Genomic DNA, 8,188 nt, shown 5'->3' with positions numbered 1-8,188 from the left:
CCACGCCTCCACCCGGGCCCCGGTGCGGCGGGGTTTCGCGGCGTGCGCGCACCGGCTGCCGCACCCGGTCTCTCCCGGCCCCGCCCCGCAGGGCCGCGTCCCGCGACGGGCGCAGCCGCGGGGCGCCCGGGTACGCCTGCAGGCGTCCGCCGAGTGCCGGGTTCGGCCATGTCCGCCGGACGCGGAGGCCCCGTCGCCGGGTGGGAGTCCGGACCGAACCGGTCTCCTGCCGCCGTCCGGAAGGGTGCGACGGCGGCCGCGGCGGGTGCTCGGGGCGTCCCGCCGGGGGCCGACCGGAAGCGCTGCCGGGGCCGGGCGGCGACCGGGGCCGGGTATCGCCCTGATCCTTCCCCGGGGCCACGTCTCGCACGGCGGTGCACGTGGGACCATTGCCCTGTCGCCCGCCGTGTGAAGCCGAGGAGCAAGTCTTTCGATGGAGTCGTCGCCCAGGCGCATGCCGACCCTCGACGAGGTGGCCCAGCGAGCGGGCGTCTCCCGCACCGCCGCATCACGCGCGATCAACAACGTCCCGCACGTCAGCCGGGCCAAACGCGAGGCGGTCGAGCGGGCGGTGCGCGAACTGGGCTATGTGCCCAATTCCACCGCCCGGGCCCTGGCCACCCGCAAGGTCGGCGCAGTGGTGCTCGCCGCCTCCAGCGACGAGACCGGCCTGTTCGCCGACCCCTTCTTCGCCGAGGTGGTGGTGGGCGTGAGCGCCGCTCTGGAACAGACGGACCTGGAACTGATCCTTGTCCTGGCCAACTCCCCACGCGGCCGGGAACGCCTCCAGACCATGGTCCGCTCCCGGCGGACGGACGGCATCATGCTGATGGCCCTGCGCGGGGACGACCCCCTGGGACGGCTGGCCGAGGAGTCCGAGGTCCCCGTCGTCTTCGGCGGCCTGCCGCTGACCGGAGAACCCCGTTGGTACGTCGACGCCGACAACCGGGGCGGTGCCAGACTGGCCGCCGAACACCTCGCACGCACCGGCAGGACCCGTCCGGTGATGATCACCGGCCAGGTGGACACCCGAGCCTCCGTCGCCCGTGAACAGGGCTTCAGCGAAGGGCTCACCCTGGCCGGCATCCCCCTCCTGGACGTCGCCTCCGGCGACTTCCAGGAGGACCGGGCCGCCGAGGCCATGGAGCAACTGCTGGACGCCCACCCCCAGCTGGACGCGGTCTTCACCGCCTCGGACGGGATGGCGATCGGCGCCCTGCAGACGCTCACCCGACGCGGCCGGCGCGTCCCTCAGGACGTGGCCGTGATCGGGTTCAACGACCTGGCCAGCGCCCGGTTCACCAACCCCCCTCTGACGACCGTTCACCAACCCGTCAGAGCGCTCGGGCACGAGATGGCACGCATGCTGGTCAGCGCCATCGACGGCCAGGATCCGAGCCCTCTGATCCTGCCCACCCGGCTGTCCGTACGGCAGTCCGCACCCGCCACCTCCCCCTGACGCCCGCAGGACAACCACCGCTCAGGGGGACGTCCCCCGCCGCACTTCTGGAAGCGCTTCCGGTCGTACGGCGCGGCTCTGTCGCCGAACCCGCCCCCGCTGTCGGCGAGCCCGGCGGGGAGCGTACAAGCCCCTTGACAGTCAATGGTTTTGCCTCAAAACTACCTCCCGTCGCGGAGCGGAGGAGTTCGGATGACGATCGTGATCGCCGGGGCCGGCATCGGCGGGCTCGCCACGGCCCTGAGCCTGCACGAGGCCGGACAGCGCGACGTGCGGGTGTACGAGCGGGTCGCCGAGCTGCGGCCGGTGGGAGTGGGCATCAACCTGCTCCCGCACGCCGTGCGCGAGCTGACGGAGCTGGGCCTCGGTGACCGGCTCGCCGAACTGGCGGTCGCTCCCGGCACACTGGCCTACTACAACCGGCACGGGCAGCGGATCTGGAGTGAGCCCCGCGGCCTGGAGGCCGGCTACCGGTGGCCGCAGGTGTCGGTGTACCGCGGGCGGCTGCAGTCGATGCTGCTGGAAGCGGTACGCGACAGGCTGGGCCCCGAGGCGGTCCGGACCGGGCACCGACTGGTCGCGGTCGAGCACGGCGTGGATGCCGATGTCGCCTGCTTCGACACCGAGGAGGGTGCGGTCCGTGTCCGGGCCGATGTGGTGGTGGGGGCGGACGGCATCCACTCCGTCCTGCGCCGCCAGCACTCCCCGCAGGAGGGTCCGCCCTGCTGGAACGGCCTGACGCTGTGGCGGGGCACCGCACGCGTGCCGGTCTACCTGGACGGACGCACCATGATCATGGCAGGTGACGGCGAGCAGAAGTTCGTCGCCTATCCCGTCGGCCCGCCCGACGCGTCCGGGCACGCACGCGTCAACTTCATCGCCGAACGGCGTCAGGACGGCACGGACGGCGGGAACGCCGACTGGAACCGGGCCGTCGACCCCACTCCGGTCGTCGCACTGTTCCGCGACTGGCGCTTCGAGTGGCTCGACGTGCCCGCCGTCATCGCGGCCGCGGAGGAGATCCTGGAATACCCGATGGTCGACCGCGACCCGCTCGACCGGTGGACGTACGGCCGGTCCACGCTGCTCGGCGACGCCGCCCACGCCATGTACCCCAACGGCTCCAACGGCGCGTCCCAGGCGATCCTGGATGCGCGAACGCTGGCGCTGCATCTGGCGACCGCGCCCGACGTCGCGCAGGCCCTCGCCCGCTATGAGACCGACCGCCGCCCGGTGACCACCGCGCTCGTGCACAGCAACCGCCGGCAAGGGCCCGAGCGGGTCATGGTGCTGGCCCACGAACGGGCGCCGCACGGCTTCGGCGACATCGGCGAGGTCTTCCCGCCGGGCGAGCTGGCCGAGATCGCCGCCTCCTACAAGCGGGCGGCGGGTTTCGACCCGGAGGCGCTCAACAGCCGACCGTCCCTGACCCCGCCGGGCAGCGGCCGGTGAGCGACTTCGACCCCGCCCGACTGGCCGCCGTCATCTCGCCGCTGCGGCGTACGCTGCTGGCCGCAGCCCGCAGGGCCGAGAACCTGCCGGAGATCCCCGACGCCCAGATCGAGATCATCAGGGCCCTGCCCCGGGGCGCCACCACGACCCCCGGCGAGCTGGCCGGGCGGTTGGACCTGAGCCGCCCCACGGTCAGCAATCTGCTGCGCGCCATGGAGTCCGCCGGTCTGGTCACCCGCAGTCCGGACGCCGACGACCGCCGCCAGGTGCAGGTTGCCGTCTCCGCGAAGGGGCTCGACCTGTTCGAACGGTTCGACCGTGCCGGCGCCGCGCTGGTGGCCGAGGCGGCCGCGACGCTGCCCACCGCGGAGCGTCGGGCACTGGCCGCCGCGCTGCCGGCGCTGGAACGGCTGCGCGACGCCATCACCACCCAGCGGCTGGCCGCACCGCCCAGCCCGCCGTCCGACCCGAAGGACACGCGATGACCGGGATCCGCGCACTGCTGTCGCGGCGCCTGCAGACCAGGCAGCTCCCCGGAGTCACCCCGGGCCCCCACGACTTCACGGTGCGGCGCAGGCTGCGTGTGCCCATGGACGACGGCGTCGAGCTGCTCACCGACGTCTACACGCCGACCGGGGAGGTGGCCCCGCCCCTGCCCACGGTCGTCATCCGGTCACCGTACGGCCGCGGGAGCGTGCCCACCCAGGCCCCGGCGCTGGCTCGCGAGGGCTTCACCGTCGTGGTCCAGAGCTGCCGCGGCACGGGGGGATCGGGCGGGACGTTCGAGCCTCAGCTCAACGAGCAACGCGACGGCATGACCACCCACCGGTGGGTGCGGAAGCAGCCGTGGTTCACCGGCTCGGTCGCCACCTACGGCCCCAGCTACCTGGGGTACGCCCAGTGGGCGGTGGCCGGGCGGATGCAGCGCGAGGATCCCGGCCACGCGCCCGAGGCGCTCTGCCTGTTCAACACGATGCCCGACTTCGGCGCGATCACCTGGGACAACGGGGCCTTCTCGCTGCGCAACGCACTCGGCTGGTCACGGTGGATGGACCTGATGGGCCGCAGCGGCCCGGCGGCGTTGCTGCGGCGCCTCCTGCCGCTGCCCGACCGCAAGCTGGAGGCGGCCTTCGACGTGCTGCCACTGGGCGCCGCCGACACCGCCGCTTCCGGACGGCCGATCAGCTGGTACCAGGACTGGGTCGGCCACGAGAGACTCACCGACGACTACTGGACACAGCAGTCGCACACGGCGTCGGTGCCCGACGTCACCGCACCCGTCTACATGAGCACCGGCTGGCACGACATCTTCCTGCCCTGGCAGCTGCGGACCTACGCCCAGCTCGCGGGCGCCGGCCGGGCGCCGCGTCTGACGGTCGGCCCGTGGGGCCACATCGGCGGCGGCGAGGGCCCGTCCTTCGTCGAGTCCGTGGCCTTCCTCAAGGAGCACTTCGCCGGTGCGGCCGGCACCCGCGTCGCCCCTGTCCGCGCCTTCCTCACCGGTGCCCAGCAGTGGCACGACCTGCCCGCATGGCCGCCGCCGGGCGCCGCGGTACGGTCCTGGCACCCGCATGCGTCCGGACTGCTCGACCCGGCCGCCCCGGACGGCGGGGTCACCCGCTGGACCTACGATCCCGACGATCCCACGCCCGCCGTCGGGGGCCCCAGCCTGAACCCTGACTCGGGACCGGTCGACAACGCCGCACACGAACGCCGCGCCGATGTCGCCGTCTTCCGCAGCACCCCGCTGGCGGAAGCCGTCACCGTCGCCGGCGAGCCGGTCGCCCGGATCCGGTTCCGCTCCTCCGCGCCCAGCGCCGACGTGTTCGTCCGCATCTGCGACGTGCACCCCGACGGCCGTTCCATGACCGTCTGCGACGGCATCCGCCGCATCGGAAGCATCGGCACGGCCGCAACCGACCCACCGCCCGGCGAGGACGGCTTCAGAGAGGTGGAAGTGCCGCTGTGGCCGGCCTTCCACCGGTTCGCGGCCGGTCACCGCATCGGTGTCCAGGTCAGCTCGGGCGCGCATCCCCGCTACGCCCGCAACCCCGGCACCGGCGAACCCGCCGTCACGGCCGCTGCCGTGGTCCGCGCCGAGCAGGAGATCTCCCACGACACCGCCCTCCCCTCCCGGATCGACCTGCCGGTGTGGGCCTCATGACCGCCGCACCGCCGGTACCGGGACTCGAACCGGCCTTCGAGGTCGAAGCCCACCTCGGCCGCCTGGAGGACCACGGCACCACCAGGGCCGGCCACCGCCGCATCGTGCCGATCACGGGCGGGCACGTACGCGGCCTGGTCGACGCGCAGATCCTCCCCGGCGGCGCCGACTGGCAGCTGGTCCGGCCCGACGGAGCGATCGAGATCGACACCCGCTACAGCGCGCGCACAGCGGCCGGTGAGCACCTCTACCTGCGCACCTTCGGGGTGCGCAGCGGTCCACCGGAAGTCCTGCAGGCGCTGCTGCGCGGCGAACCCGTGGACCCCTCGCAGTACTACTTCCGCCTCGGGGTGCACCTGGAGACCTCCGCACCACGGCTCGCCGCGCTGGAACACTCCCTCTTCGTCGCGTCCGCGATCCGCGACGCCGACCGCGTGCGCTACACCGCCTACCGGGTGACATGAGAAGGTCATCGCTGCCGGCCTCCTTGTGACGTCGCCGCAGAGTGCGTCCCGTCCCGGGGGGTGCCCTGCGGGCGCCGCTCCGTCGCCCATGCCGGTCGCGGCCGTGCCCGCCGCCCACCCCGGCGCGCCTGCCCGGGGCGGCGCAGCCGGGCCCCTGCCTAAAACCGACGTTGCGTCACCCCGGAGGGACGACCTCAGTACAGTCGCATGTCGTGGTCCGTCCCTTCGACATCAACGAGATCTTCCCCGACGACGAGGCCGGCTCGGTACGGCTTCCCCGCCGGCGAGCCGGCGGCTCACCGCAGAGCCTCGCGGTCACCTTGCTGGCCGACTACACGTTGCGCACCCGCGCGTTCGTCCCGTCGGCGGCGATCGTGGCGCTGCTCGGCGAGTTCGGGGTGACTCCGGCCGCCGGCCGTACCGCCATCAGCCGGCTCTCGCGCCGGGGCGTGCTGGAGAACAGCCGTCAGGGACGCCACAGTTCCTACCGCCTGACCGACCCCGCCGCGGTCAACCTGTCGATCTCAGGCCATTCCATCGTGGCGTTCCCCGAGCAGGCCGAGGCATGGGACGGCTCGTGGACACTCATCGCCTTCTCCCTTCCCGAGGGCAGCGGTGCCGAGCGCAGGACGCTGCGGGGGCATCTCCGCTGGCTCGGGTACGCGCCGCTGTACGACGGGTTGTGGGCCTCACCCCGGCAGTTCACCTCAAGGGCGCGGGAGGAGCTGGCGGAGGTCGGCTCGGGGTCGCTGACCGTCTTCCGGGCCCAGCACGTGGAGCTGGACCAGACCGTCCGCCGCGATCCGCTGGAGGCATGGGACATCGACGCCATCGCCGAGGAGTACGCGTCCTTCATCGACCGGTGGAGTCCGCTGCTGGCGGGGATTCGAGCCGGTGAGGTGAGTGGCGCCGAGGCGGTGTGCGCGCGGACCGAGGTGATGGACACCTACCGCCGGTTCCGCGTCCTCGATCCACTGCTGCCGATGCGCTGCATGCCACCGGGCTGGCGACGGCACCAGGTGCGGGACATCTTCACCGCTGTCTACGACGGTCTCGCGGCGGCGGCCCAGGAGCACGTCCGCACGGTGGCCGCGCCGCCCTCCGCCCCGCACCTCGGCGTCGGTGCGCACACCACCGCCGACCTGCTCGCGGGCGTGTGGCACGGGAAGGCCGACAACGCCCCGGCCACGGGGGACGCCCGGCCCGCTCGCCGTCCCCAGCCGGTGCCCGGCCGAGTGCGACGCCGAACCTGACGGAATCTCAGAACTGACGGACGCCACCCGGTGTCATGGCCGGCCCGGGTCCCGGGACCAGGGGTCGTGCCGCGGGCTGCGCGTCTCACCGACCGGCGTTGATTGACCGCGAACCGTCAGTTGACGGTTTTATGTCCGCTGAGTACGGTAATTGTTACATGAGGCTCGGGGCGTCCACGAGCCCGGCAGCGATCGCCGGCCCTCCGGGAGTGGCCCGCACCCCGGCACTCCGACCGGCATCGCGGATCTGCGCAGCCCGCCGCCACGACCCCATGGGTCGGCCGGCACCCCACCAGCCACACAGCCGCGCCTGCGTCACGGGCACGCCCGCGCCGGCGCCCTCCCCCCGTTGGCACGGACGCCCGTCCGGGCGCCGTCCGGCGTACCCAAAGGAGTCAGGGGATGAAGATTCCACGCAGAACGCCGGCGAGGTTGATCGCCGCCTTCGTGTCGGCGGGCCTCGCGCTGTTAGCCCTCGTCATGCCGGCACCCGCCTCGGCGGCGTCACTGACCCAGGTGACGAACTTCGGCGACAACCCGGGCAACATGCAGATGTACGTCTATGTCCCGGACGCCCGCCCCGCCAAGCCGGCCATCGTCCTGGCCATGCACGGCTGCGGCGGCTCGGGGCCGAACTTCTACTCCGGCAGCGAGTTCGCCTCCCTCGCCGATCGCTACGGATTCATCGTCATCTACCCGACCGCGACCCAGTCGGCGGGCTTCGGCAACTGCTTCGACACCTGGTCGGACGCGGCCAAGCACCGCGGCGGCGGAAGCGATCCGGTCTCTCTGGTCTCCATGATCAACTATGTTGAGCAGCACTACAACGGCGACCCGAGCCGGGTGTACGCCACCGGAAGCTCGTCCGGCGGCATGATGACCGACGAGATGCTCACCCTCTACCCCGACGTGTTCAAGGCGGGCGCGGCCTTCATGGGCGTGCCGTTCGGGTGCTTCGCCAACGCCGCGGACTACCCGCCCGGGACGAGCAAGTGCACCGGCGGAAGCATGACCAAGACGGCGCAGGAGTGGGGCGACCTGGTACGACAGGCCTACCCCGGATACAGCGGTCCGCGGCCGCCGCTCCAGCTCTGGCACGGCACCAGCGACACCCTCGTGCCGTACCAGCTGCTTGCCGAGGACATCAAGCAGTGGACCAACGTGTTCGGAATCAGCCAGACACCGACGTCCACCGACACCCCGCAGTCGGGATGGACCCGGCAGCGCTTCGCCGACTCGTCCGGGAAGGTGGACGTGGAGGCCTACAGCATCCAGGGCGCCGGGCACGTGCTGCCGCAGAGCGGGATGGCCGCCTACGCCATCCAGTTCTTCGGCCTCAACGCCTCCACTCCCCCGACCTCCGCGCCGCCCACCTCGACTCCGCCGACCTCCGCTC

7 protein-coding genes are annotated in these 8,188 nt (G+C 72.7%); all 7 read left to right on the top strand.

Translation table 11 applies throughout. From position 1 onward, the window contains the following. The first annotated feature begins 433 nt into the window (after positions 1 to 433). The gene (locus AOK09_RS16760; protein ID WP_175609309.1) at positions 434 to 1,459 is read left to right on the top strand and encodes a LacI family DNA-binding transcriptional regulator; all 1,026 of its coding nucleotides are present in this window, start codon (positions 434 to 436) and stop codon (positions 1,457 to 1,459) included. Positions 1,460 to 1,651: 192 nt separating this feature from the next. Beyond that, the gene (locus tag AOK09_RS16755; protein ID WP_055588012.1) at positions 1,652 to 2,911 is read left to right on the top strand and encodes a flavin-dependent oxidoreductase; all 1,260 of its coding nucleotides are present in this window, start codon (positions 1,652 to 1,654) and stop codon (positions 2,909 to 2,911) included. Continuing rightward, complete coding sequence (locus AOK09_RS16750; protein ID WP_055588011.1) at positions 2,908 to 3,396, top strand: MarR family winged helix-turn-helix transcriptional regulator; 489 nt, start codon at positions 2,908 to 2,910, stop codon at positions 3,394 to 3,396. Before AOK09_RS16755 ends, AOK09_RS16750 begins: the two co-directional genes overlap by 4 nt. Next, positions 3,393 to 5,075: a CocE/NonD family hydrolase gene (locus tag AOK09_RS16745; protein ID WP_055588010.1), complete on the top strand. Its 1,683-nt coding sequence runs from the start codon at positions 3,393 to 3,395 to the stop codon at positions 5,073 to 5,075. The genes AOK09_RS16750 and AOK09_RS16745 overlap by 4 nt, the downstream gene beginning before the upstream one ends. Further along, positions 5,072 to 5,539 carry a DUF3237 domain-containing protein gene (locus tag AOK09_RS16740; RefSeq protein ID WP_055588014.1) on the top strand — a complete coding sequence of 156 codons (468 nt, stop codon included), beginning with the start codon at positions 5,072 to 5,074 and terminating at the stop codon, positions 5,537 to 5,539. The genes AOK09_RS16745 and AOK09_RS16740 overlap by 4 nt, the downstream gene beginning before the upstream one ends. A 212-nt stretch (positions 5,540 to 5,751) precedes the next feature. Further along, positions 5,752 to 6,792 carry a PaaX family transcriptional regulator gene (locus AOK09_RS16735; protein ID WP_063795979.1) on the top strand — a complete coding sequence of 347 codons (1,041 nt, stop codon included), beginning with the start codon at positions 5,752 to 5,754 and terminating at the stop codon, positions 6,790 to 6,792. A 402-nt stretch (positions 6,793 to 7,194) separates the two neighbouring features. Further along, positions 7,195 to 8,188: extracellular catalytic domain type 1 short-chain-length polyhydroxyalkanoate depolymerase (locus tag AOK09_RS16730; protein ID WP_055588013.1), on the top strand; the 994-nt coding region annotated here is incomplete at its 3' end.

Source organism: Peterkaempfera griseoplana, from assembly GCF_001418575.1.
GTDB lineage: Bacteria > Actinomycetota > Actinomycetes > Streptomycetales > Streptomycetaceae > Peterkaempfera > Peterkaempfera griseoplana.
This window is presented reverse-complemented; position numbering and strand designations above follow the sequence as displayed.